General features: G+C 55.1%; 17 protein-coding genes, 1 tRNA gene and 1 pseudogene. 9 read left to right on the forward strand and 10 right to left on the reverse strand.

From position 1 onward, the window contains the following. Nucleotides 1–107: 107 nt before the first annotated feature. Nucleotides 108–1,028: a LysR family transcriptional regulator gene (locus AC0TOF_RS19910; RefSeq protein ID WP_473769545.1), complete on the reverse strand. Its 921-nt coding sequence runs from the start codon at nucleotides 1,026–1,028 to the stop codon at nucleotides 108–110. Here AC0TOF_RS19910 and AC0TOF_RS19915 point away from each other — a divergent pair. The 3 genes from AC0TOF_RS19915 to AC0TOF_RS19925 all read left to right on the forward strand — a co-directional run bounded on the left by AC0TOF_RS19915 (nucleotide 1,008) and on the right by AC0TOF_RS19925 (nucleotide 5,614). Then, nucleotides 1,008–1,328 carry a hypothetical protein gene (locus tag AC0TOF_RS19915; RefSeq protein ID WP_473769546.1) on the forward strand — a complete coding sequence of 107 codons (321 nt, stop codon included), beginning with the start codon at nucleotides 1,008–1,010 and terminating at the stop codon, nucleotides 1,326–1,328. The genes AC0TOF_RS19910 and AC0TOF_RS19915 overlap by 21 nt on opposite strands. Nucleotides 1,329–1,761: 433 nt before the next feature. Continuing rightward, nucleotides 1,762–2,760, forward strand: a complete 999-nt coding sequence (locus tag AC0TOF_RS19920) for a GlxA family transcriptional regulator (RefSeq protein ID WP_473769547.1) — start codon at nucleotides 1,762–1,764, stop codon at nucleotides 2,758–2,760. A 292-nt stretch (nucleotides 2,761–3,052) separates the two neighbouring features. Beyond that, entirely contained in the window at nucleotides 3,053–5,614 is a 2,562-nt protein-coding gene (locus AC0TOF_RS19925; RefSeq protein ID WP_473769548.1) for a GcvT family protein, read from the forward strand. On the opposite strand, the pseudogene AC0TOF_RS19930 reads toward AC0TOF_RS19925, so the two are convergent. From AC0TOF_RS19930 to AC0TOF_RS19940, 3 genes and pseudogenes are all read right to left on the reverse strand, one after another. Further along, a pseudogene (locus AC0TOF_RS19930) lies at nucleotides 5,613–5,720 on the reverse strand (flagellar basal body P-ring protein FlgI); the annotation flags it as partial. The gene AC0TOF_RS19925 and the pseudogene AC0TOF_RS19930 sit on opposite strands and share 2 nt — an antisense overlap. A gap of 103 nt (nucleotides 5,721–5,823) precedes the next feature. Continuing rightward, nucleotides 5,824–6,114 carry a hypothetical protein gene (locus AC0TOF_RS19935; RefSeq protein ID WP_473769549.1) on the reverse strand — a complete coding sequence of 97 codons (291 nt, stop codon included), beginning with the start codon at nucleotides 6,112–6,114 and terminating at the stop codon, nucleotides 5,824–5,826. A gap of 120 nt (nucleotides 6,115–6,234) precedes the next feature. Then, nucleotides 6,235–8,811 carry a mechanosensitive ion channel family protein gene (locus tag AC0TOF_RS19940; RefSeq protein WP_473769835.1) on the reverse strand — a complete coding sequence of 859 codons (2,577 nt, stop codon included), beginning with the start codon at nucleotides 8,809–8,811 and terminating at the stop codon, nucleotides 6,235–6,237. A 235-nt stretch (nucleotides 8,812–9,046) separates the two neighbouring features. Between AC0TOF_RS19940 and AC0TOF_RS19945 the strand changes: the two genes are divergently transcribed. The 5 genes from AC0TOF_RS19945 to AC0TOF_RS19965 all read left to right on the forward strand — a co-directional run bounded on the left by AC0TOF_RS19945 (nucleotide 9,047) and on the right by AC0TOF_RS19965 (nucleotide 15,700). Then, on the forward strand, nucleotides 9,047–9,463 hold the full coding sequence (locus tag AC0TOF_RS19945; RefSeq protein ID WP_122000498.1) for a hypothetical protein: 417 nt from the start codon (nucleotides 9,047–9,049) through the stop codon (nucleotides 9,461–9,463). 108 nt (nucleotides 9,464–9,571) lie between these two features. Beyond that, complete coding sequence (gene secD, locus AC0TOF_RS19950; protein WP_122000497.1) at nucleotides 9,572–12,106, forward strand: protein translocase subunit SecD; 2,535 nt, start codon at nucleotides 9,572–9,574, stop codon at nucleotides 12,104–12,106. 77 nt (nucleotides 12,107–12,183) lie between these two features. Then, nucleotides 12,184–14,028: a YbaL family putative K(+) efflux transporter gene (gene ybaL / locus AC0TOF_RS19955; RefSeq protein WP_473769550.1), complete on the forward strand. Its 1,845-nt coding sequence runs from the start codon at nucleotides 12,184–12,186 to the stop codon at nucleotides 14,026–14,028. Beyond that, nucleotides 14,028–14,975: a lysylphosphatidylglycerol synthase domain-containing protein gene (locus AC0TOF_RS19960; protein WP_122000495.1), complete on the forward strand. Its 948-nt coding sequence runs from the start codon at nucleotides 14,028–14,030 to the stop codon at nucleotides 14,973–14,975. Before ybaL ends, AC0TOF_RS19960 begins: the two co-directional genes overlap by 1 nt. Nucleotides 14,976–15,136: 161 nt before the next feature. Next, entirely contained in the window at nucleotides 15,137–15,700 is a 564-nt protein-coding gene (locus tag AC0TOF_RS19965; RefSeq protein WP_473769551.1) for an alpha/beta hydrolase, read from the forward strand. A 39-nt stretch (nucleotides 15,701–15,739) separates the two neighbouring features. Here the strand turns inward: AC0TOF_RS19965 and cysW are convergent, their stop codons facing one another. The 6 genes from cysW to AC0TOF_RS19995 form a co-directional block, all read right to left on the reverse strand. Beyond that, nucleotides 15,740–16,570: a sulfate ABC transporter permease subunit CysW gene (gene cysW / locus AC0TOF_RS19970; protein WP_473769552.1), complete on the reverse strand. Its 831-nt coding sequence runs from the start codon at nucleotides 16,568–16,570 to the stop codon at nucleotides 15,740–15,742. After that, on the reverse strand, nucleotides 16,557–17,378 hold the full coding sequence (cysT, locus tag AC0TOF_RS19975; RefSeq protein WP_122000548.1) for a sulfate ABC transporter permease subunit CysT: 822 nt from the start codon (nucleotides 17,376–17,378) through the stop codon (nucleotides 16,557–16,559). Before cysT ends, cysW begins: the two co-directional genes overlap by 14 nt. A 68-nt stretch (nucleotides 17,379–17,446) precedes the next feature. Further along, nucleotides 17,447–18,451, reverse strand: a complete 1,005-nt coding sequence (locus tag AC0TOF_RS19980) for a sulfate ABC transporter substrate-binding protein (RefSeq protein ID WP_473769553.1) — start codon at nucleotides 18,449–18,451, stop codon at nucleotides 17,447–17,449. Nucleotides 18,452–18,718: 267 nt separating this feature from the next. Continuing rightward, nucleotides 18,719–18,907: a hypothetical protein gene (locus AC0TOF_RS19985; protein ID WP_122000491.1), complete on the reverse strand. Its 189-nt coding sequence runs from the start codon at nucleotides 18,905–18,907 to the stop codon at nucleotides 18,719–18,721. A gap of 175 nt (nucleotides 18,908–19,082) precedes the next feature. Continuing rightward, nucleotides 19,083–20,651: a TerC family protein gene (locus tag AC0TOF_RS19990; RefSeq protein ID WP_473769554.1), complete on the reverse strand. Its 1,569-nt coding sequence runs from the start codon at nucleotides 20,649–20,651 to the stop codon at nucleotides 19,083–19,085. 322 nt (nucleotides 20,652–20,973) lie between these two features. Beyond that, complete coding sequence (locus tag AC0TOF_RS19995) at nucleotides 20,974–21,636, reverse strand: DedA family protein (RefSeq protein WP_122000489.1); 663 nt, start codon at nucleotides 21,634–21,636, stop codon at nucleotides 20,974–20,976. Between the two features lie 569 nt (nucleotides 21,637–22,205). Between AC0TOF_RS19995 and AC0TOF_RS20000 the strand changes: the two genes are divergently transcribed. Continuing rightward, nucleotides 22,206–22,281, forward strand: a tRNA-Lys gene (locus AC0TOF_RS20000). Nucleotides 22,282–22,535 lie beyond the last annotated feature (254 nt).

Genomic DNA, 22,535 nt, shown 5'->3' on the forward strand with positions numbered 1-22,535 from the left:
TCTGGCGGTGAAGCCGATTCACTCGGCTGTCACGGAAGAAATTTAGCGCAGCGTTTTTCCCTGGCAAGAGAAGGAATTAGCCCATCCCCATAAGCTGCAATTTGCCGTCAGCAGGAGCGGAACGTCTCGAAGCGACCTGAGCGACGATAGGCTTCGAAAACATTCCGCAGATGGTCGGCAACAACCTGAATGTGCGGACCGGCTTCCGGCTTTACCACCATGCCTAGCTGATAACGCCCCAGAGCAGGCAGACCATGCTCCGGCCCGAGCGCTACGATCCCGTCATTCAAAAGTGTCTTACCGAATGGCGCTATCGCGAGGTCAGCCATGATCGCGGCCCGCTGCCCGGTCGAGTGTGAACTCATATAAGCGATCCGATAAGGACGCCCGCTGCTTTCAAGCGCTTCGAGCGCATTGCCCCGCCAGGCGCAGCCCTCTTCCCATATGGAGAGCGGCAAAGGGTCCCGGCGATAAGCCGTACCACACTTGGCGCCAGCCCATACCAGTTCCTCGTCCAGCAGAACTTCCACATCGCCTTTGTTGGGCACCGTGTGGGAAATATTGATCAGCGTCACATCGAGTCGGCGCTCATCCAGCCGCTTGCGCAGGTTGCTGCTTTGGTCGATCACCACATCGACCGTTACCCCCGGATGGCTTTCAGAAAAACGCTTCAACACGAGGGGCAGGACACATTCGCCAATATCGTCCGGCGAGCCCAGCCGGACCACGCCTGTAACCGTCGGCGCAACAAACTTTGATACGGCCTCCCGATTGAGAGCCAGAAGACGGCGCGCATATCCAAGCAGAATCTCGCCATCGCTCGTTAGCGTGACCGAGCGCGCATCCCGGTCGAAAACCGCAACACCGAGCTGCTCTTCCAGTTTCTTGATTTGCATCGATACGGCTGATGGCGTGCGGAACACGGCATTTGCAGCAGATGAAAAACTTCCCGTATCGGCAATCGCCACAAAAGTGCGCAGCACATCAATATCAAGCATTGGAAGGGGATGTTGAACGGGCGCGGTCATGACGGACTCCGTTTCCGTGCTGAATGTTCAAATTTTCTGATCTTAAACCTTTCTATATTTCGTTTGATTGAACGTCAAGTGGAATACATATTCAGGACACCAACAAGCGAGCTGCAGCGAACGCATCAACCGGACTTCCTGAATGAGGAGAAAGAAAATGACCGTTCAATGCCAATCCGCTTCCAGTGGCAAGGCGACGACCGTTCGCTCCATGCCAATCTGGACCGCTATGAATGGGCCCTCATGGCTTCTGGAGCTTCGCTCCAAAATACAGAAGCAGCTACAAATATGGGCTTATGAAGGTCGCGTGAGGCGCAGCCGCCGGGTACTGGAATCGTTGCCTGAGCACATATTGCACGATATTGGCTGGCCTAACGTGGATGATCGTCTGCCCGGCATTCCAAGAAACCAGGGCGAATTCCAGCGCAGAAACTGAAATCGAATTGAGGGCGATCATGCGATCCGCCCTCAATTTCGCGACATGAAAACACCTTTTAGCGGCAGGCATTTAGCCGCACTTTGCAACCTAGCCGTTCTGTGTCTCAATATAACCCTATCTTGTTTGCGTCATCATCGTCCCCCTGCAAATCCGGGCTGACGCGACAAGATCGCCGGTCTGAAAGCGACCGGATAAAACCGGGCCCAAAAACGACCCGGAGTCGTGACGGAGACACAAGGCTTCAACTGCGTCGGGAACCGCAGGCGAAGCTTTCGAGAATGGGAACGATAGGGCATGATTCAGGCTTCATCGGTTAAGCGGTCTATTGTCTTTTTTCTTGTTCCAAATTTTTCGATGATTGCTTTCGCAACGGCCATAGAGCCATTACGCATAGCAAATCGAATGCTGGGCTATGACGCCTATCAGTGGCGCCTGACATCGGTGGATGGAAAACCGGTAACGGCCTCCAACGGCGTGGAATGCGCGGTCAACGCTTCACTGGAAGATGAGCGCCGCTATCTCCAGCGCGAACAGCGGCCTTCCATGGTTTTTGTCTGCTCGGGGGTCTATGTCGAAGAGTTTCGGAACAAATCCGTCTTCGCATGGCTGCGCGAAGAATATAATCGCGGCGTGGCGGTCGGCGGACTATGCACCGGCGCACATATATTGGCGGCCGCCGGGCTTCTGTCGGGAAAGCGCTGCGCCATCCACTGGGAGAACCTGCCGGGCTTCGCTGAAGCATTCCCAAAGGCTGAGGTCTATGCCGATCTCTTCGAAGTCGACAGCAATCTCTACACCTGTGCGGGCGGCACGGCTTCTCTCGACATGATGCTGAAGCTCATCGGCGATGATTTCGACGCCAATCTGGTCAACAAGATCTGCGAACAGGCCCTGACGGACCGTGTCCGCAGCCCTCAAGATCGCCAGCGCCTGCCGCTGCGCGCCCGCCTCGGCATCCAGAACTCGAAGGTACTGACCATTATAGAGATGATGGAAGCCAATCTTTCGGAGCCGCAGGCGCTGATCAATGTCGCCCACACGATAGGCCTGTCTCGCCGCCAGGTGGAGCGTCTCTTCCGTCAGGAAATGGGCCGGTCTCCCGCACGCTATTATCTGGAAATCCGGCTCGACCGAGCGCGCCATCTGCTGCTGCAATCGTCCATGCCTGTTGTGGAGGTGGCCGTTGCATGCGGCTTCGTCTCGGCGTCGCATTTTTCCAAATGCTACCGAGAACTATATGGACGCTCGCCGCAACAGGAGCGCGCCGAGCGTAAAATGCTCATCGCTGCTTGACGCGAATATCGCGAAAGGACGGGTTGCAGTTTCAATGGCGCGTCCCGCCCTGTCAGCTTTCAAAAGAAAATCAAAATCATACAAGCATTTCTGGAATCAGTTCACCAGGTCGAACTGTCTATTGACCTTCGATTGAAGGCATGTCGCGAACAGAATAGTCCACGTTCGATCCTCAGGGATTTCCGGAAGCTGCAATGCAGTCGTCTGCCGCTTCGAATATGTCGTATAAAGGCAAATGTCGCGCCCGGCCAACGACTATGGTTTTGTGAAATACCAACCAGGATCGCATAAAATGGCAGAGTTTCCTAAGAAGGCGAAAGTTGTGATTGTCGGGCTTGGCGGCATCGTCGGCGCCTCGGTTGCACATCATCTGATCGAGCGTGGCTGGGACGATATCGTCGGCATCGACAAGTCCGGCATTCCGACCGATATCGGTTCCACAGCCCATGCTTCCGATTTCTGCTATGCGACGAGTCACGATTTTCTATCGTGCTGGACGACGCTTTATTCCATCGACTTCTATGAAAAGATGGGCCACTACGCCCGCGTCGGCGGTATCGAGGTGGCGCGCGTCGGCGACGATGCGCGCATGGACGAAATCAAGCGCAAGGTAGCGTCGGGCAAGGCTTTCGGCACCCGCGCGCGCCTGATGGAGCCAGCAGAGATCAAGGAAAAATTCCCGCTGATCGAAGAAAGCATGGTGCAGGGCGGTCTGTGGGACCCGGATGCGGGCCTCGTCATCCCGCGCTCGCAGACCGTTGCCGGCAAGCTGATTGATCAGGCAGAAGCCGCCGGCAAGCTCAAGAGTTTCGCCAATACACCAGCCCAGTCGCTGGTCGTCGAAAATGGCCGCATCAAGGGCGTCGTCACCCATCGCGGCACCATTGAAGCCGATTATGTCATCATCTGTGCCGGGCTTTGGGGCCGCCTTATCGCCGAAATGGTCGGCGAAGACCTGCCAGTGATGCCGATCGACCATCCGCTGACATTCTTCGGCCCCTATAACGAGTTCGAGGGAACCGGTAAGGAAATCGGCTGGCCGCTCCTGCGCGATCAGGGCAATTCCGCCTATATGCGCGACACGGGTGATCCGAAGACCGCCGAAGGTGGCCAGATTGAATGGGGTTACTACGAGGAAACCAATCCTCGCCTGTGCCATCCGCGCGATCTTCTGGAAAAGCACGAAGCGCGCCTGTCGCCTTCACAGCGCGACCTCGAAATGGAGCAGATTCTGGAACCGCTGGAACGGGCAATCGAACTGACGCCCATTTTAGGTGAGCTTGGCTACAATGAAAGCCACTCCTTCAATGGCTTCCTGCAGGTCACAACCGATGGCGGCCCCTCAATGGGCGAAAGCCAGAAGGTGCGCGGCCTCTGGTATGCGGTGGCCATATGGGTGAAGGATGGCCCCGGCATGGGCAAGCTCATCGCCGACTGGATGACGGACGGGCGCACTTCCATTGATCATCACGCCATCGATTATTCCCGTTTTTATCCGCACCAGATGACGGAACAGTTCATCTGGGACCGCTGCACTGAAACCGCGATGAAGGTTTATAATCCGGCGGTTCACCCACGCGAGCCTTTCTCAAAGGGCCGTAATATTCGCCGCTCACCATTCTATGAACGCGAAGTCGAACTCGGCGGCTATTTCATGGAGCTGGGCGGCTGGGAACGCGCCCATGGCTATGCCGCCAACGAGCACCTGCTGGAGAAATACGGCGACCGTGTGCCGGTACGCGAAAATGAGTGGGACAACCGCCATTTCTGGCGCGTCTCCAATGCCGAGCATCTCGAACTGACCGAAAATTGCGGCATCATCAATCTCTCGCACTTTGCGATGTATGACATCGAAGGCCCCGACCATGTCGAGCTGATGGAGTGGCTCTGCGCGGCTAAGATCGGCGGCGACGCCAATATCGGCAAGGGCATCTATACCCACTTCCTCGACGACGAAGGCATGGTGCGAGCCGACTTCACGGCAATCCGCATGGCTGACCGCATTCGCATGATCAATGGCGCCGATGCGGGCCCACGCGATTTCCACTATATGCGCCGTGTGGCCGAAGATAAGGGTTTCGATGTCACGATCACCGATGTGACGGAGAAATACGTTACCATCGGCATCTGGGGGCCGAATGCGCGCGAAAATCTGAAAAAGGTTGTCGAGAATCCTGAAGGCCTCGACGCGGAAAATTTCCCGTTTGCGGCGATCAAGCCGATCCGGATTGCAGGCAAAGATGTTACCGCTTTCCGCATTTCCTATGTCGGTGAACAGGGCTGGGAACTGCATATGCGTTACGAAGACGGTCTCGCCGTCTGGGATGCGCTTCGCTCTACCGGTGTGATCGCGGTCGGCGTCGAGACCTATGCCAACACGCGTCGCATGGAAAAGAGTCTGCGGCTGCAAAATGCCGACCTCCTGACCGAGTACAATCTTCTGGAAGCAGACCTTGCCCGTCCCAAGGTCAAGGAGGCCGATTTCCGCGGTAAGGCAAAGCATGTGGAATATCGTGCCCGCGAGCATCAGCCTGCCATGCTTTGCACGCTGGTCATGACCGACAATATCGATAAGAAAGGCGTGGCCCGTTATCCAGTCGGCATCATGCCGGTACAGGACCCTGAAACGGGAGAAACACTTGTCGATGAGCTTGGCCGCCGGTCTTTCACGACGTCCGTCGCTTATGGTCCGACCATCGGCAAGAACATTGCCCTCGCTTATCTGCCCTGGGCTTATTGTCAGGAAGGCCGCAAACTGAACGTGGAATATTTCGGCGAGACTTATCCGGTTGAGGTGCGCTCTATCGGCTATAAACCGCTCTACGACCCGGAAAACTTGAAGCCCCGCAGCTAAGAGCCTGAATCAAAAAGCGGCAGGCCGAGGCGAAAATGGCAATTTTCGAGTACCGGAGCGCAGTGTACTTATCGTAGATGAGCACCGGAATGCAGAAAATTGCCATTTGCAGACCAGCAGGGCGAGTTTTGGAACAGGCTCTAAACACTCTGTAAAAAAAAGCCGAGGCCTCATATCGCCTCGGCTTTTTGCATTACAGAATGAAATTGTTATTTCAACGTAGCCTTGCCACCGCTGATCGTGATCTTTTCATCACCGGTCAATGCTTCGCGGTCGCCATTGGGAAAAGTCACGAAGCAGCCCGAAGCGCAGAAATCCACTGTCTCGCCGGGCGCGACGATCATTTCGCGCTTGGAAGCACCTTCGGTGACTACAATCGTCTGAGGACCGCTATCATTGTTGGAAATCTGGGCGGCATAGGCACTCCCAGTCGAGACTGCAAAACCGATGGCTGCACCGAGAACAAGCTTGCCTAAGCTGTTGACCTGATTTCTGTTCATATCGTCCCGACCTTTCCATCGCTCCCGCAGCGATATGTCCGATGTCGTCTGAGCCTTATTGCCCTTTGTCATCCCGTTTATAAACAGACAAAACTGAACTGCAACTGAACGAAATGTTCATCAAGCCCGGTCGTCTGCATCTTCCTTGTTATCCGCCTTGTCTGCACTTGCCTTTTTCTTCCTGACGGCAGACGAAAGTTCCCTTTCCTTCTGCAACAGGTCTGAAAGCTTTTCGATCTCTGGAACGCTCAGCACCAAATCGGTCGAAGACGAAGACAGGTGCACCCCTTCTTCATGGAAACGCTCGACAATCTGAAAGCGGAGTTCATTCTTGATACCGCCAGTGGACGTGATGTCAGCAACATGGGCGTAAACGTCAAAAACCATCGTTGAATCATTCATGCTTTGGAACGAAACAGATGGCTCGGGATTCTTCAGGATCGATGGATGGCCGCGAACGATTTCGAGCAGCAAAGCATGGACGCGGCGCGGCTCTGCCGTGTAGGCGGCCTGCACATTGATGTCGATCCGCCCGAGCTTGTTGCGATGGGTCCAGTTGCCAACGTTGCCGTTGATGAGCGTTGAATTCGGCACGATGATCGACTGTTTCTGGAATGTTTCCACTTCGGTCGCACGCACGCTGATCTTCTTGACGATACCGCTGACTGTGCCAGCCTCCACCCAGTCGCCAACCTTGAACGGACGCTCGGCAAGGAGGATCAGGCCGGAAACAAAGTTCTGAACGATATTCTGAAGACCAAAACCGATACCGAGAGACAGACCACCGGCGATGAGAGCCAGGTTCGACATATTGAACCCGGCTGCCGATATGCCCACCAGAGCGGCAAGGCAAAGCCCGACATAACCTATGACCGTGCGTATCGAATTGCGCACACCGGAATCCACACGTCCGCGCGCCATGACGCTGGTGTCGAGCCAGTTCTGGAACCAGCGCGTCAACAGATAGCCAACCACAAACAGCAGGACACCGGTCAGCAGGCCCATAAGCGAGACCGAAATATTGCCGATCTGGAAGCCGGTCATGAGCTGATAGAATGTGCTTTTCAGTTCAGCCCATTGGAAACCGAGCTGCATCAGAACAAGCGGAATGCCGATCAAGGCCACGACGAGATTGATGAGAATTCCCGCCACAAGCCCAAGCTGGTCGAGCGTCGCGTCATCGAAATGAAAACGCTCCCGCATGGCCTTGCCGATCTGGCTGGATGCAAAAGCCTGTTCCTCGGAAATCGCGCGCCCGGTCAGGAAACCCATATACATCGTGACGAGGAATGCGCCTGTCACCACAATCTGCTGCGATATGAAGCGCGCCAGACCGATATAGCCGAAAAGCGCGGCCAGAATAGGCAAAAGCCCCAATATGATGAGGAATGTTCTGAAAGCACGCGGCCATGACCGGATGGCGCCGTCCCTTTCGCGCTCGACGGGCTTCAGGAATGCAATCGCCAGAATGAGAACACCGACCATCACCGTGGCCAGCAGGCTTTTCGCCATCGTCAGCGACAGCGGTGACGACAAAATCTGGTTGACCTTTCCGAAGAAGGAATCGAGACCGCTGGTCAATGCGGTCCCCGTTATCAGCCAGCTCAATACCCGTCCCGGGCGTGGTGCAACCGGAACCAAGCGCCACTGCGGCATATCCGAACTGATACACGCGGACGCCAGTCTGTGAATGAAGAAGACAAGCCCCAGCACAAGAAAAAGCGACTGAAAAAGAGCCGCAATGTCTGTTCTCAGGACATTGAAATAGTTCAGGAAAAAGTAAGTCGTAGCCAGAAATACGCCAACGGCCGCTGATGGTATCACAGTAGACCAGAACGCCACCGAAAGACGGCTTAGGTAGGATGGCGTTTCCACCGTCGGGTCACGTTGATAAAGAGATCCGAGAATGCGCCTTGCACCAAGCTGGATGACCAGCGCGGCCACAAACGCAAAAAAAGCGGCGGCGAGAAAAGAATTGAGCTTGAAGGTGCTGACGAAGCGCCACCATGATTGAACGATGCGCCAGAGAGAAACCATCTGGTTGCTGGCGGCAGAAGCGACCTCCGTGCCGAGCGTCGTATCGAGGTTCACGCGCTGAGAAAGTGTCTTCGCAAAAAGATCCCGACGCATATCCCCGATTTTGGCAGACATCTGATTGACGGAAAGCGAAGTATCCTCCGTCTCGCCGACAATCGCATTGATTTCCGCTTTTTCGGAAGTCAGCCGCGCACGCTCTTCACTGACGATTGCCGGTTCCGGCGGCTGATCGCTGGAGGGTGCCGGGCCTAGTTGTTCGAGGCGCGTATTTATTTCCGCAAGACGCGGACGAAATGCAACCCCCGCCTCCAGAAGCTTCTTTGAAAGAGAGTCCAGCTTGAGCTTGAGATTGGCAAGAGATTCATCATTCGAAGCTGCCTTCGGAAGCTGATCGCTGATCTGTTTCGTCTGTTGCTTCAGATCGTTGATGACCGGCCTTTGCTGTTGAACGACGCCGGAAACGGGTGCCGGGGCTGGCTGATCAGTGGCAGCCGGCGCCTGCTGATTGGCGCTGCCTTGCGGCGGCGTTGACTGTGTCGCGGGCGGCGGCGACGGCTTGTTGTCCTGCGCAAAGGCGGGCGCAATGCTGCCCAGCGACCAGGCGCTGATTAGAAGAGAAAATGCAAGAACACGAAGCGTCGGTGAATATGCCAATTCAATTCTGCCGTTAAACAAGACATGGTTTCAACATAAAGCGCCCTAAAACGGTTGCAAGGCATAGGCTGCTTACAAGATTTCAGAATGCGCGAGAAGCGGATCAATAGCGTATGAGACGCGCCTTGATGCCAGTATTTCCTTGTTCGTGCGAACACAAATGATTAATGAGGATTCGCAATGAGTGTGAAAAGCTGGCTCAACTCCACGGATAGACTCTAAAGAAAGTCTTGGCGATTTGATGAAGGGCATGAAAAACACGGAACAGCACAAACGGCATGGTTTCATGCTGTTCGTGACGTGCGTTCTGTCGTTTACCGCTTTTCTCTTTGCCGTCGATTTTTCAACACTCGATGACGATGCGGCTCGCGGGCACTCCGGCGGCATTGTGGCAAGGCAGGTCGAGGGTAATCCATCAGCGCCTGTTCGCCAGCAATCCACCCCCTCCCCGCAACCCATGCGGGCGATCCTGATCGAAGCCATAGCAGCCAAGATCAAAGTTGCTTATCTCGACAGCTCGGGAGCAGCACTCCCGGTTGCAGCGGCGACCGTTTTTCTTCCAAAGACAGGTTCAGCCGAAGCGGCGCGGAAATTCCAGCGCCTTGCGGTCTTGCAGGGACATTTTGGCTCTGCCCGTGCGCCCCCGAAAAGCGCATAATACGCCATTCTTGATGATTGGCCCTTACCAATCCTAACGCCATTGAAAACAATGCCCGCGCCGCACCTTTGAGTGGCAATTGGGGCTTACCAACCGGAACCTTAATCCATGCGTACTTCGAAATGGGTGGTTGTGCTATATAGCCTGATCGTTGCGATCGGCGTTATCATCGCCTTGCCCAACTTCTTTACCCAAAAGCACCTTGACGCGATGCCGTCCTGGTTCCCCAAGCGCCAGGTCACGCTCGGCCTCGATTTGCGTGGCGGCTCCTATCTCGTGCTTGAAGTCGATGCAGCCAGCCTGAAGAAGGATCGTTTGCGGACTTTGCTCGACGATGCCCGCAGCAAGCTGCGCGCAGAACGCATCCAGCCGCAGTCTATCCGCGCCGTCGGTGATGCTGTTGTCGTGACCATCCCTGATGCCGACCAGCGTTCGAAGGCAGAGACTGCACTGCGCACCCTGATTTCGCAGGTCAACACCAGCGGTTTCGGTACGGCGATCAACGATATTGATGTTGCATCGAACGACAATCAGGTACGTCTGACCCTGACGGAAGCTGGCTTCAACTACCGCCTCGATGCCGCTCTCCAGCAGAGCCTTGAAATCATCCGTCAGCGCGTCGACCAGGTTGGCGTCGCCGAACCTTCCATCCAGCGTGTGGGGTCGGATCGCATCGTCGTTCAGCTCCCCGGCCTCCAGGACCCGGCGCAGCTTCGCCAGCTTCTCGGAAGCACGGCAAAAATGAGCTTCCATATGGTCGCTGACGCCAATCCGAACGATGCGCCGCCTCCCGGCGTAAGCATCATGCCGGATTCCAAAGACCCGAGCATCAAATATCCGATCGAAGATCAGATCGCGCTTTCCGGCGAACGTCTTACCGACGCGCGCGCAGGTTTCGACCAGCGCACCAACGAGCCGATTGTGTCCTTCCGTTTCGATAGTCTCGGCGCACGTCAGTTCGCGGACATCACCACAAAGAACGTCAATCGCCCGTTTGCAATCGTCCTCGATGGCAAGGTGCTGAGCGCTCCGGTCATCCGCGAACCGATCACCGGCGGATCGGGTCAGATTTCCGGCAGCTTCACGGTTCAGGACACGGTCGTCCTCTCCGCGCTTCTGCGTGCAGGCGCCCTGCCCGCTCCGCTGACCGTTATCGAAGAACGCACCGTCGGACCGGATCTTGGCGGCGATGCCATCAAGATGGGCTTGATCACCGGCGTCATCGGCTTCGTGCTTGTCGCGGTCTTCATCCAGCTCCTGTACGGGGTCTGGGGAACCATCGCCAATGTCGCGCTTCTGCTCCACACCCTGCTCACCTTCTCGGCCCTGAGCCTTATTGGTGCAACGCTGACATTGCCCGGTATCGCCGGTATCATTCTCGGTATTGGTATCGCGGTTGACGCGAACATTCTCATCAACGAACGTATCCGTGAAGAAACACGGCGGGGTCTCGGAGCCATGGCCGCGCTGGACAAGGGCTTCCATAGCGCCTTCTCCACCATTGTGGATGCGAATGTCACATCGCTGATCTCGACCTTGCTGCTGTTCACCTTCGGCACCGGTCCGGTTCGCGGCTTTGCAATCACCATGATGCTCGGCATCGCGATCTCCATGTTCACGGACGTCACACTCGTTCGCATGGTCATGGCCTGGTATGTTCGCAAGCGTAAGCTGAAGGTGCTCGTTATCGAGCCGCTCCTGAAATTCGTTCCCGAAAAGACGAATATCAGCTTCATGAACGCTCGCTTCGTCGGCATTGGCGTCTCGATCGTCCTGTCCATCCTGTCGATTGGCTTGTTCTTCAAGCCAGGTCTGAATTACGGCATCGACTTCAAGGGCGGCATTCAGGCGGAAATCGTTACGTCACAACCTGCCGATCTGGCACAGCTTCGTGCCAAGCTTGGCTCGCTAGGCCTGGGTGAAGTAGCACTCCAGTCCGCGGGCAGCCCGAACGATGTTCTGATCCGAGTGCAGCGCCAGGATGGTGGCGAAGAAGCGCAGACGGCCGCCGTCAACAAGATGCGCCAGGCCGTAACCGAGCTCGATCCCGGCGTGAAAATCGAGCGGACGGAAGTCGTCGGCCCGAAGGTTTCCGGCGAACTGGCCCGCTCAGGCTTCATCGCCGTTGTCCTTTCGGCGCTCGGTATGCTCATCTATCTGTGGTGGCGTTTCGAATGGTTCTTCGCGATGGGCGCGATCATCACGCTTGTCCTCGACACCACCAAGATGGTTGGTTTTTTCGCGCTGTTCCAGCTCGACTTCAACCTGACCGCCATCGCAGCACTTCTGACTGCTATCGGTTACTCGGTAAACGATAAGGTCGTGGTTTATGACCGCATGCGTGAAAACATGCGCCTTTATAAATCGAAGCCACTGCGCGAGATCGTCGACATGAGTATCAATCAGGTGCTTGTCCGCTGTATTTATACATCGGTGACAACGTTCCTGTGTATGCTCCCGATGGCTATCTGGGGCGGCAGCGCGGTTCATAATTTTGCCGTGCCGATGCTGTTCGGTATCTTCATCGCTACATCGTCGTCTATCTTCATCGCGGCTCCGATTCTGCTTCTGCTGGGCAACTGGTGGCAGCATCGCAAGGAAGCCCATCAGGCAATTGAAGACAGCGCCGCAGCGCAGAAATAACCCGCTTGCCGGGCAAGGTTCAGGCCTTGCCCGGCTCCCACATACAGAATTGAGAAGCCAGAGGGGGAAGGCACCCGATGCCCCATGACACGCCTTTGATAGCGACAATCGTCATCGGGTTATGCCTGGCCTTCATTTTCGGTGCGATAGCCACCCGTCTGAAAACCTCCCCCCTCGTCGGCTATCTTCTAGCTGGCGTCATTGCCGGTCCCCACACACCCGGTTTTGTTGCAGATCAGGACCTTATTCTGCAGCTCGCTGAAATCGGCGTCATCCTGCTGATGTTCGGTGTGGGCTTACATTTTTCCCTCAAAGACCTTCTTTCCGTCAAAGCCATCGCGGTGCCCGGCGCACTTGCGCAGATCGCTGCCGCCGCAGCCCTTGGTACCGGTCTCGGCCTCGCACTTGGCTGGGATGTGCAGGCGGGCCTAGTTTTCGGCCTGGCACTTTCGACGGCTAGTACCGTCGTCCTTCTGCGCGCCATGCAGGAACGCCGCTTGATCGATACCGAACGCGGACGCATCGCTGTCGGCTGGCTGATCGTCGAAGACCTCGCAATGGTCATGGCACTGGTGCTGCTTCCGGCAGTCGCCAGCGTAACGGGCCGCGCAGAAGGGACAGCGGCAAGCGACCCCATCGTTTCATGGCTCGGTCTCGGCATTGGCGGCATCATCCTTCTCACCATTGCCAAGGTCATTCTGTTCGTCGCGCTGATGCTGATCGTCGGCCGCAAGGTCATACCGTGGCTTCTCAATGTCGTGGCTCAAACAGGTTCCCGCGAACTGTTTCGTCTCGGCGTGCTGGCCATTGCGCTGGGCGTGGCTTTCGGCGCTGCACATCTCTTTGGCGTTTCCTTCGCGCTGGGCGCATTCTTCGCGGGTATGGTCATGAGTGAATCCGAGCTCAGCCATCGGGCAGCGGAAGAGTCTCTCCCCCTGCGTGATGCCTTCGCGGTGCTGTTCTTCATTTCTGTCGGCATGCTGTTCGATCCGATGAGCCTTGTCCGCGACCCGCTGCCCCTGCTCGGGACGCTCGCCATTATTCTCGTCGGAAAGTCGGTTGCTGCATTCTTCATCGTGCGCGCTTTCCGTCGTCCGGTCAGCACGGCGCTCACCATTTCGGCAAGCCTTGCGCAAATCGGTGAATTCTCGTTCATTCTTGCAGGGTTAGGCGTCAGCCTCAATCTTCTCCCCCCAGCCGGGCGCGATCTCATTCTCGCGGGCGCAATCCTCTCGATCTTCCTCAATCCGCTCATGTTCATCGTCGCAGAACGGATGCGGCCATGGATCGAAGAGCGAAGCAAAAGCGAAACCACGCCCGGCGAAAATGCCGATGTCGAGCCCAGCATTTCCGAGCCCGAGCCGTTGCCGCAAACATCGCTGGCCGGACACACGATTGTGGTTGGCTATGGCCAGATTGGCGCGGGTATCGCGGGAGGATTGCAGGCGGAAACTTCACCTTTCCTCGTGATTGAAGATTCGCCGAAAGTCAGCGCATCTTCGAAAGACAAAGGTATTGAAGCGATTACCGGCAATGCTTCGGATTCAGAAATACTGGCGGCAGCCAACCCGTCGGCTGCTCGAAACCTGGTCATCGCGATACCCAACGCTTTTGAGGCCGGTCGTGTGATCGCGCTGGCTCGAGCTGCCAACCCGGAAATCAACATCGTCGTGCGCGCCTGTTCAAAAGCAGAGGCACAATATCTGCAAGATCTTGGCGCAAATTCCGTCATTCTGGGAGAAGAAGAGATTGCAGCCGCCATGGCGAAGGCAATCGGAACCGAAATCAAAAAGAACGAGGCCGACACCGTTTCGGAACGCGAAACGCAGAACGGCATAATGGGAATGGTATCGGACGGATCGACCGATATGATGGGCAAAAATGGGGATGATATGAAGCATGAACGTGTGGTGACCAGTTGATGAAAGCAAAGGATTACATCTGGCCGGTCATAGGCATTTGCGCAGTTGGAGTTTCGGCCTGGCTTCTTTATCGCGAACTTCGCAGCATTTCGCTTGAGGATGTTCTGGACAGTCTTTACGCGATCCGGGCCCATCATTGGGTTCTGGCGACAGCGTCAGCACTGCTGGCCTACAGTTCGCTTGCAGGCTATGACCGTATCGCGCTCCTGCACCTCAAACGCAAAATTTCCTGGCTGTTTATCGCGCTCTGTTCCTTCACCACCTATGCTTTGTCGCACAATATCGGCGCTTCAGTCGTCTCAGGCGCTGTGGTGCGCTATCGGGCCTATTCCTCGCAAGGCATGCCCGGCAGTGAAATCGCCGTCCTGATTGCCTTTTGCTCTTTTACCTTCATTCTTGGTGTCATCATAACCTCCAGCGTCGTTCTACTGCTGGAACCGCACATTCTGATGCGTTTCAACGAGGAACTGACGCCGACCGTTTCCATCGTCATCGCCCTTTTGATGCTGGCATTTGTGCTACTTTATGTCTTCGGCAGCTGGTTGCGCCTGCGTCCGCTCCAGATCGGCAGTTTCCGACTGGAATATCCACGTATGTCGGTGGTTGTGCAGCAGCTCATCGTCGCGCCGCTGGAATTGATCGGCGCCGCTGGTATCATCTACTTTGCCTTGCCAGAGGCCGGCAATCCCGGTTTCCTCATCATTCTCGGCATTTTCCTGGTCTCATTCTCTGCTGCACTAATCTCGCACGCTCCAGGTGGACTAGGCGTTCTGGAACTCGTGTTCCTGACCGGCTTGCCGGACATGAATCAAGCTGACGTGCTGGCTGCGCTAATCGTTTTCCGGTTGCTCTATCTCCTCATCCCTTTCGCGATGTCGCTCGTGGTCGTGCTGGTGTTCGAAAAGTCCCAGTTTCTTTTGCGCTGGAATGAAAAACAGCGAAAATAGACAGGTCAGACGTGGAGCATAATTTTCACATAATCGCTCTAAATTGAATTTGTTTTCCTTAAAAAGGCGGCTTCAGCCGCCTATCTTGGAACCAGTTTCGCAAAGCACAAGCATCGCGAAATTGAACGCCTCCCAAGGCTTTAATCCAAGAGGAAAGACGCATGCCTGCGACATTGATCATCCCCGGCTACAAGGGATCGGAAGCAGGCCACTGGCAGCGCCAATGGTTGCATGACGATCCGTCAGCATTGCTTGTCGAACAAGACGACTGGCATTATCCGGTGCTATCCGACTGGATGCACGCGCTGGAAGCCAAACTCGCCGAAAATCCGGGCGCAGTTCTGGTTGCCCATAGCCTCGGCTGTGCGCTCGTCGCCCATCTGTCCAGCCGCCCATCGGCTGCTCATGTGGCAGGCGCGCTTCTCGTTGCTCCTGCCGACGCCGAGACCATGGCCCGCAAGGACAGCCGCTTCCAGAGCTTTGCCCCGCTGCCCCGCCATGAACTGGGCTTCCCTTCCATCGTCGTGGCAAGCCGCAACGATGAATATATGAGCTTTGCCAAGGCTGAAGCTCTTTCGCATGTGTGGGGATCGGGGTTCGTTGATCTGGGCCATGCCGGTCACATCAACGTGGCAAGCGGATTCAGCCGCTGGCCGGAGGGAATTATTCTGGCATCCTCTCTTCACAGAGAACCGGTAACCAACACGCTTTCCCAAGCAGCGTGACCGCAAGCCGTCCATTCCTCGAATGGGCGGCTTCCTTACTCACGCGCCCTGCCTGCGCTCAAGCAAAACTTTCAAAACAAGAGTTAGAAGAGCAATCAATGCCAGTGTCGAGGCTGCCGCGAAAGCACCGGCGACGTTATAATCATTGAACAATAGTTCCACCTGTAGCGGCAGCGTGTTGGTCTTGCCGCGTATCGCGCCCGACACAACCGACGTTGCCCCAAATTCCCCCATGACACGCGCATTGCAAAGCACCGCACCATAAAGCAATGCCCATTTGATATTGGGCAAGGTGACATAGAAAAAAGTTTGCCAGGCATTGGCCCCCAACGTCAGCGCCGCCTCTTCTTCATCGCTTCCCTGCACTTCCATGAGCGGAATCAGTTCACGCGCGACAAAAGGCGAAGTCACGAAGAGGCTGACAAGAAAAATCGCCGGGACCGTAAACATGATCTTGATATCATAGCTTTCCAGCAATGGTCCCAGCAGGCCTTGCGATCCATAGAGGAAGAGATAGGTCACGCCCGCCACGATGGGCGAAACTGAGAACGGTATCTCAACGAAAGTAATCAGCAACCGCCGGCCCGGAAAACGGAACTTGGTGACAAGCCATGCGACACAGACACCGAAGGCCATGTTTATCGGCACGACGACAATAGCCGTCAGAATGGTCAGCCACACCGCATGGAGCGTATCCGGCTTCAATATCTCGCCGAAAAAGACACCGACACCCTTGCTGAAAGCATAGGAAAAGATGACCGCAAGCGGCGCTCCGATACAGATCACAGACAACCCGGCTGCCAACCAGATCAGCAGGTTACGCATCGGCCCTGAATTTCGCGCCTGCATGCTCGCGCTAGCGTTCTGCATAACGAAGCTGCCTTGCCTGGATGAGATTGGTTACAAGAAGCATGACAAAAGCCGTAACAAGCATCACGAATGCAAGCGCAGCCGCGGCCGGATAGTCATATTCATCCAACCGAATGAAAACGAGCAGCGATGTCACTTCGGTTTCGAAGGGCAGATTGCCCGAGATGAAGACAATTGAGCCAAATTCGCCAAGGCTGCGCGCAAAGGAAAGCGAGGAGCCCGCAAGGAAAGCCGGAAAGATGGTCGGCCAGATAATATGCGAGAATGTCTGCCAGGAACTGGCCCCAAGGCTGCGCGCAGCCTCTTCCACATCCGCGCTCATATCCTCAAGGACAGGCTGAACCGTGCGGATGACAAAGGGGATGCTGGTGAAAAACATCGCGATCATGATGCCAAGGGGTGCGTAAGCGACCTTAACCCCAATCGGTTCAAGAAGCCGCCCGAACCAGCCATTCTGGGCGAACAGTGTTACAAGCGCCAAACCAGCAATGGCAGTCGGCAACGCGAAAGGAAGATCGACAGCGGCATCGATCAGACGTTTGCCCGGAAATTCGTATCGCGTCAGGACCCAGGCCAGCAGAAGGCCGAACAGGCCATTGAACACAGTCGCCACCGCAGCAGCGCTCAAGGTGATCTTGTAAGTCGCCAGCGCCCGCTCTGAAGTCACGATACTCCAAAAGTCGCTCCAGCCAAGGCTCGCCGTTTTCAGGATCATGGCCAGCAGCGGCAATGCCACGATCACAACCAGATAAAGCAAGGTGCAACCGAGGGTCAGCCCGAACCCCGGCAACACCGAATTACGTTTCATGCTGAGCAGCGCCACTGGATTTTTCCAAAATGCGAGGCGACCCCGCCCGGGATCGCCAGTCGGCTTCGTTATTTGCCTTTGAAGAGCTGATCAAGCACTCCGCCTTCGGCGAAATGTTCTTTCTGCACCTTCTCCCAGCCACCAAAAGCATCTTCAACCGTCACAAGGCGCACGTCAGGATAGATATCCTTATGCCTTGCAATGACGTCCTTATCATGCACGCGGTTAAAGTTTTGAGCCAGGATTTCCTGGCCTTCCGGGGCGTAGAGATAATTCAGATAAGCTTCGGCAATCTTGCGCGAGCCACGCTTGTCCACCACCTTATCCACGACTGTAACGGGAAATTCCGCGAGCAGGCTGACTTCCGGTACGACAACATCGTACTTGTCAGGCCCAAGCACCTTTTCGGTCCCGCGCGTTTCTGCTTCGAAAGTCACCAGCACGTCGCCAATGCCACGCTCGGCAAAAGTTGTCGTTGCCCCGCGACCGCCTGTATCAAAAACCGGAACGTTTTTGAAAATCTTGCCGATAAATTCATGCACCTTTGCCTGATCGCCCTTGAACGCCTCGTTCGCGTAAGCCGTCGCGGCAAGGTAGGTGTAACGCGCATTGCCCGAGGTTTTGGGATTCGGGAAGATCACCTTGACGTCGTCACGTGCCAGATCATCCCAATTCTTGATGTTCTTTGGATTGCCTTCACGAACGAGGAACGCGGGAAACGAATAATAAGGCGACGAGTTGTTGGGCAATCGCTTCTGCCAGTCGGCTGGAATGAGATTGCCTTTGTCATGGAGGACTTGCACGTCGGTCACCTGATTGAAGGTCACGACATCCGCCTCAAGCCCTTCCAGAATCGAACGCGCCTGCTTCGATGATCCAGCATGGGACTGGTTTACGGTCAAATCCTCACCGGTCTTGGTCTTCCAGTCAGCGACGAATGCCTTGTTGATCTGCTCGTAGAGTTCCCGCGCGATGTCATAGGAAACATTGAGGATTTCCTTTGGCTCCTGCGCGTGAACCGGTGCGGAGCCGAGACCAAGAGCCACCGCCGCATATAGAATAATTTTTCTCATTAGACCCATCCCCACCGCGCCGTTTGCGAAAAGCGCTCTAAACTGGATTGTTTTCGGAAAACAAATCTAACGAGAGAAGAGACAAAATCAATCTAAATCATTGATTTAAATATATAAACTACTTTCAAAGCCATTCATGGAACCTGCACCCAATCAATATGTCAGCGTGAGAAAATAATTCTCACCTGGAGCAAAACCATAAAATGAAACGCAAAAGGCAGGAGGCTTTCGCCTCCTGCCTTCAAAACTGTACTCGCCTGAGCGGATTTACCAGAAGCCGCGATGCTGCCAGCACCAGAGAAAATTATGCTCGCCACGCTCCAGCCGATTGCGGCGGCGGGCTGCAATTTCTTCAGCATTCAGCTTCATCTCGCGCCAAGGCTGTTCCAGAAAGGCCGGAACACGCAAAAACGTATTCTTCATTTTCATAGCGAGCAGTTGAACGGTTCGCTTCATGCTTGGCCTCCTCATTGCCTTACGCTCCAATATTGCCGCGCTTTCGCCGCAACAATGAACGAGAGGTTAATTTTGAAGGCTTCTCAGCTTTTGTCAATAACCCACTTATTTGATCGGAGTTAACTGCGTGAAATAATTTGCGAGCCATATCCACCAGCCCGCAAATTCATTCCTGTTATACCTCATAGTCGATTGCAGGCGTAATGCGCACCTTGCCGATGTGACGACCATTCATCGACTCGATCTTGAACTCCAGACCATCGGCAACGAAACTTTCCCCGCCCAGAGGCAAATGTCCCAGATGCCAGAGAACATAGCCGGCAAGGGTCGTATAGCGATCGCCATCGTCGAGAAGGTCGCGCTCCAAAAGCCCACTCAAACGGCGGATATCCGTGAAGCCGTCCACGAGATAACCACCCTGCCCGTCCGACTGCGCGACAGCGGCCTCTTCGTCTTCATCCGGAAATTCGCCGGCAATGGCTTCCAGAACGTCGGTGGGCGTCACCACACCTTCGAAAGAGCCATGCTCATCCACGACGACCGCAATCTGAACAGGTGAATTGCGCAACTGTTCCATCACGCGCAGCACATTTGCATTTTCATGCACGACAAGCGGCTGCTTCACAGTCTTGTCCCAGTCGACAGGTTTCCTGTCGCCGATATCCAGCAGAAGATCCCTGACCAGAGCCACTCCGACGAATTCATCCACCTGACGGCGTGCAACGATGACGCGGGAATGCGACAGCTTGCGAATGGCCGCATCGAGTTCCGCTTGATCTTCATCAAGATCGAGCCATTCGATCTCGTTACGCGGCGACATGATGGAACGCACAGGCCGGTCGGCCAGATCGAGAACGCCGCGGATCATCTCTTTTTCTTCGGGCAGGAAGACATCGCTGGCCGCTGTCTGCTGGGCGATCACGTCCACAGTATCGGAGAGCGGGTTTTCGCCACGGCCGCCACCCAGCAGGCGCAAAACGGCACCTGCCGTGCGTTCACGCAAATCATTGGTAGTGACCAATTTTTCACGATTGTGCCGCGACATCTGATTGGCAGCCTCGATCAACACCGAGAAGCCGATCGCCGCATAGAGATAGCCCTTCGGGATATGGAAGCCGAAGCCCTCCACGACCAGACTGAAGCCGATCATCATCAGGAAACCGAGACACAGGATCACAACGGTCGGGTGCTTGTTGACAAAATCCATCAGGGGCTTGGAAGCAAGCATCATCACGCCGATGGCGATCACCACAGCGATCATCATGACCGGCAGGTGTTGAACCATGCCAACGGCCGTGATGACACTGTCGAGCGAGAACACGGCGTCCAGAACGACAATCTGGACAATCACCTGCCAGAACACAGCATGGACTGCCTTGGAGCTTTTGGGCCCGTGATTGCCTTCCAGTCGTTCATGGAGTTCCATGGTGCCCTTGGCAAGGAGGAACAGACCGCCGATCAGCATGATGATGTCCCGCCCCGAGAAGGACATGCCCATCAACGAGATCAATGGCTCGCGAAGCGTAACGATCCATGAAATCGAAGCGAGCAGCACCAAACGCATCAGAAGAGCCAGGGTAAGACCGACCAGCCGCGCACGATTGCGTTGATGCGGGGGCAGTTTGTCGGCCAGAATGGCGATGAAGACGAGATTGTCGATACCGAGAACGATCTCGAGTACCACCAATGTCACCAAACCTATCCAGGCATTGGGGTCGGCAATCCAGTCCATGGACCAGTCCATGATATGTCGGCTCCTTTTAAAGATCAGCGGAAATGGAAATTGGAGATATTGTCGCAAACAATTTGTGACCGGGCCGCATCCTACGGTCCAGTCTCGAAATGGCGAAGCTTATCGGGAATTGTTCAATGCAGAGGAAGCCCGAACATTCCTCAGGGAAATTCGGACTTCGAGAAGACGAATCGTCAGAACTGTCGTCGGGCATAAAGCGCGATGAACCTTATGTAAGAGGTTTGCGAGGCAGAAGCCTTAGCGAAACCGGTTGCCATATGAAACATATGGTCCTGTTATTATGCAGTCTGGAGCCCGCCATACAAGAGACCGATTATTCCGCTGGCGTAACTTGTACACGCCGTTTCCGCTCCCGTCGCGGACGGGCTTTGAAAAAGCGAACGCCAATGACCGTCACGATGATGGTGGCAACCGTGATCCCGATGACAAACCAGAACATGTGATCGCCGTCCATTCTGGCGAAAATGCCTGCACCGCGACCGACCAGCCAGCCCGGAAGGAACATAGCCGGGGCCCATACCAGCGCAGAAAGCACGTTGGCGGTCTGGAAACGCGTCTGATCCATGGACATTATGCCAGCAACCATCGGCACGGTGCAGCGTATAGGACCGAAGAAACGCCCCAGAAACACCGCCGAAAAGCCGTAACGGCGGAACAGCAGGCGCGCACGCGCCACGCCGCTACGGTGCTTGTTGAGCGGCCATTTGTGAATGATATTGCGGCCGAGCCACCATCCCAGGAAATAGGAGATGATATCGCCAATCACAGCGCCAATGATTGCACCGATAATGACGGGAATGGGTTCAATGATTCCGGCGCCCACAAGGCCGCCAATGGCAATCATGATAGGGGTGGCCGGAATGAACATTCCAATAATGGCGAGAGATTCGCCAAAGGCGATAGCGCCTACGATAGGCCCAGCCCATGCCCGATGATCGGAAATAAACTGTCCGAGATCGCCTATTATGCTTTCCATTCCGTCCTCAAATGTCGCAAACCGGGTTTTGAACCGCTATGAGCCGTTCCTGTTATGCAGCAAGGGCAACCCGGTGCATAAAGCGCCTTGCTCTGAATTTTTCTGGGCCGCGTCGGTATCCTTTGATTCAGGACAGCTACCAACCGATCAAGTCTTTTATATGCAGTAGCTTCTCAGACAAGCATCAATAATTGATGACATGGCTGCGACATTTGCAGCGTGGCCCTACTCCCTGATAAACTTCCCACCCACATATTGTACCGGCAACGTCGAATATGGAGCCGCCTGCGTCTCCTTACAACGTCAGACCGTGAAAAAATGAATCAAATCAAGAATTTCTCTTTTTTGATTCTCCAATGCATGCCTCATGTATGCAACCTCAATATGTGTATTTTAAATAAACACCTATGACGCGCAAAATCCTGAATTCAAAAGCCCCGCATTTCCGGGGCTTTTTGCGCTAACTTTCATTTTTTTCAGAAAATTTGCAGTTGGAGGCTGGACAGGTGGAAAAGAGGCCGTTATAGAACCGCTCACTTCACCGGGGCCGCTGCCTCGGCAAAGCGAGTGGGTGATTAGCTCAGTTGGTAGAGCAGCTGACTCTTAATCAGCGGGTCGTAGGTTCGATCCCTACATCACCCACCATTTTCTCTTCAGAAAACAAACGCTTCCGCTGATATACTGTCGTCATTGACTGGACCAAACCAGACTTTTTCGTATTGAAAATACGCTTCGATGCTTTCACCTTTCCGCACCTTTGACAATGTCCTCCTTGGACTGCGGCTTTCCCTCCGACACATTACCGATAATTAATTCGCATATTCATATGCAGTTCATCTAGGATGACAGACATTACTCACACGCCATCTAGCGGCGCCCCTGTAAAAGAGTAATGGAGT

The sequence above is a fragment of the Ochrobactrum sp. PL_is501 genome, from assembly GCF_055816895.1.

Bases quoted from the DNA above. Each gene is read 5' to 3' on its own strand.
- AC0TOF_RS19915 (WP_473769546.1), top strand. From the start codon at position 1,008: ATGTTGAACGGGCGCGGTCATGACGGACTCCGTTTCCGTGCTGAATGT.
- AC0TOF_RS19910 (WP_473769545.1), bottom strand. From the start codon at position 1,028: ATGACCGCGCCCGTTCAACATCCCCTTCCAATGCTTGATATTGATGTG.
- AC0TOF_RS19920 (WP_473769547.1), top strand. From the start codon at position 1,762: ATGATTCAGGCTTCATCGGTTAAGCGGTCTATTGTCTTTTTTCTTGTT.
- AC0TOF_RS19925 (WP_473769548.1), top strand. From the start codon at position 3,053: ATGGCAGAGTTTCCTAAGAAGGCGAAAGTTGTGATTGTCGGGCTTGGC.
- AC0TOF_RS19935 (WP_473769549.1), bottom strand. From the start codon at position 6,114: ATGAACAGAAATCAGGTCAACAGCTTAGGCAAGCTTGTTCTCGGTGCA.
- AC0TOF_RS19945 (WP_122000498.1), top strand. From the start codon at position 9,047: ATGAAGGGCATGAAAAACACGGAACAGCACAAACGGCATGGTTTCATG.
- secD (WP_122000497.1), top strand. From the start codon at position 9,572: ATGCGTACTTCGAAATGGGTGGTTGTGCTATATAGCCTGATCGTTGCG.
- ybaL (WP_473769550.1), top strand. From the start codon at position 12,184: ATGCCCCATGACACGCCTTTGATAGCGACAATCGTCATCGGGTTATGC.
- AC0TOF_RS19960 (WP_122000495.1), top strand. From the start codon at position 14,028: ATGAAAGCAAAGGATTACATCTGGCCGGTCATAGGCATTTGCGCAGTT.
- AC0TOF_RS19965 (WP_473769551.1), top strand. From the start codon at position 15,137: ATGCCTGCGACATTGATCATCCCCGGCTACAAGGGATCGGAAGCAGGC.
- cysW (WP_473769552.1), bottom strand. From the start codon at position 16,570: ATGCAGAACGCTAGCGCGAGCATGCAGGCGCGAAATTCAGGGCCGATG.
- cysT (WP_122000548.1), bottom strand. From the start codon at position 17,378: ATGAAACGTAATTCGGTGTTGCCGGGGTTCGGGCTGACCCTCGGTTGC.
- AC0TOF_RS19980 (WP_473769553.1), bottom strand. From the start codon at position 18,451: ATGAGAAAAATTATTCTATATGCGGCGGTGGCTCTTGGTCTCGGCTCC.
- AC0TOF_RS19985 (WP_122000491.1), bottom strand. From the start codon at position 18,907: ATGAAGCGAACCGTTCAACTGCTCGCTATGAAAATGAAGAATACGTTT.
- AC0TOF_RS19990 (WP_473769554.1), bottom strand. From the start codon at position 20,651: ATGGACTGGTCCATGGACTGGATTGCCGACCCCAATGCCTGGATAGGT.
- AC0TOF_RS19995 (WP_122000489.1), bottom strand. From the start codon at position 21,636: ATGGAAAGCATAATAGGCGATCTCGGACAGTTTATTTCCGATCATCGG.